Below are 1,369 nucleotides of genomic sequence, written 5' to 3'. Positions count from 1 at the left end.
GGGAAGACGGGTGTCTGGTACGGGAGTTGGCCGGGCCGCCCGGGTGTGCCGGGCTGCTCGCCGTCGTCGCCCGGGACGCCGTGGAGCTGCTCACCGATCCCGTCGCGCGGGCCTCGGTGCGGCGGTGCGCGGGGGACGAGTGCCCCCTCGTGTACCTCGACACCTCCCGGGGGCGGCGCCGGCGCTGGTGTTCCAGCGAGGTGTGCGGCAACCGGGAACGGGTCGCCCGGCACCGGCGGCGGGCCGCGCTCACCCGCGCCTGAGCATGTGCGGCAGGTGAAGATTCCGTGGTGGAAATATGCGGGCATGTCCCGGTCGGCGGCCCGCCCCCGGGAAATCCGCGCCTCCGGTTTGAACACCCCACCGCCCCGCCGCGTACGGGTGGGCGAGCGACCGACTGGGGGAACCCCCGGACACCGGAGGTGGGCGTGCGCAAGGATGCGGCCGTGGCCAAGGACCGTGGAACGAGGGCCCGACATCGCATGTCCTCACACCCCTCGGAAGCCCGCGTGCCCGCACCGTCCGCGGAGCCGGACGAGGAACTGGTGCGCGCGCTGTACCGGGAGCACGCCGGTCCGCTGCTCGCCTACGTCCTGCGGCTGGTCGCCGGCGACCGCCAGCGCGCCGAGGACGTCGTGCAGGAAACGCTCATCCGTGCCTGGAAGAACGCCGGTCGGCTCAATCGGGCGACCGGTTCGGTACGCCCCTGGCTGGTGACGGTCGCGCGCCGCATCGTCATCGACGGCCACCGCAGCCGGCAGGCCCGGCCGCAGGAGGTCGATCCGTCGCCGCTGGAGGTCATCCCCGCGGAGGACGAGATCGACAAGGCGCTGTGGCTGATGACGCTGTCGGACGCGCTCGACGACCTGACCCCGGCCCACCGGGAGGTCCTCGTCGAGACGTACTTCAAGGGGCGTACCGTCAACGAGGCGGCCCAGACCCTGGGCATACCCAGCGGAACCGTCCGTTCCAGGGTGTTCTACGCCCTGCGGTCGATGAAGCTGGCACTGGAGGAGCGGGGGGTGACGGCGTGATGAGCAGCGGGTACGGGGGGCAGCGTGGATTCGGACCGGGTGGTCCGGGTATGTCTGGGCCCATGAACCCCAGCCAGGGAGCCGAGGTGCCGAGCGAACACGAGACCGTGGGCGCCTACGCCCTCGGGATCCTCGACGACGCCGAGGCAACCGCTTTCGAGGCGCATCTCGCCGGCTGCGAGTGGTGTGCCCGGCAACTGGACGAGCTGGCCGGGATGGAGCCGGTGCTCGCCGCGCTGGCCGACCTGCCGGGTTCCGGCGGCACGCCCGCGATCGGCGAGTCGCTGGCCGCCCGGCCCAGCCCCCGGCTGGTGGAGAAGCTGGTGGACGAGGTC

Annotated in this window: 3 protein-coding genes; all 3 read left to right on the top strand. The window is 72.8% G+C overall.

From position 1 onward, the window contains the following. Positions 1-263, top strand: a 263-nt coding sequence (locus H5J33_RS35370; protein WP_181798736.1) for a CGNR zinc finger domain-containing protein, incomplete at its 5' end; no start/stop codon positions are given. A 159-nt stretch (positions 264-422) separates the two neighbouring features. Then, positions 423-1,034: a sigma-70 family RNA polymerase sigma factor gene (locus H5J33_RS35365; RefSeq protein ID WP_181798735.1), complete on the top strand. Its 612-nt coding sequence runs from the start codon at positions 423-425 to the stop codon at positions 1,032-1,034. 62 nt (positions 1,035-1,096) lie between these two features. After that, the coding region (locus H5J33_RS35360; RefSeq protein WP_181798734.1) for a zf-HC2 domain-containing protein at positions 1,097-1,369 on the top strand (273 nt) is incomplete at its 3' end.

It is taken from the genome of Streptomyces sp. WELS2, assembly GCF_013870595.1.
Lineage (GTDB): Bacteria > Actinomycetota > Actinomycetes > Streptomycetales > Streptomycetaceae > Streptomyces.
Note: the sequence above shows the minus strand (reverse complement) of the source record. Positions and strands in the feature narration are given on the sequence as shown.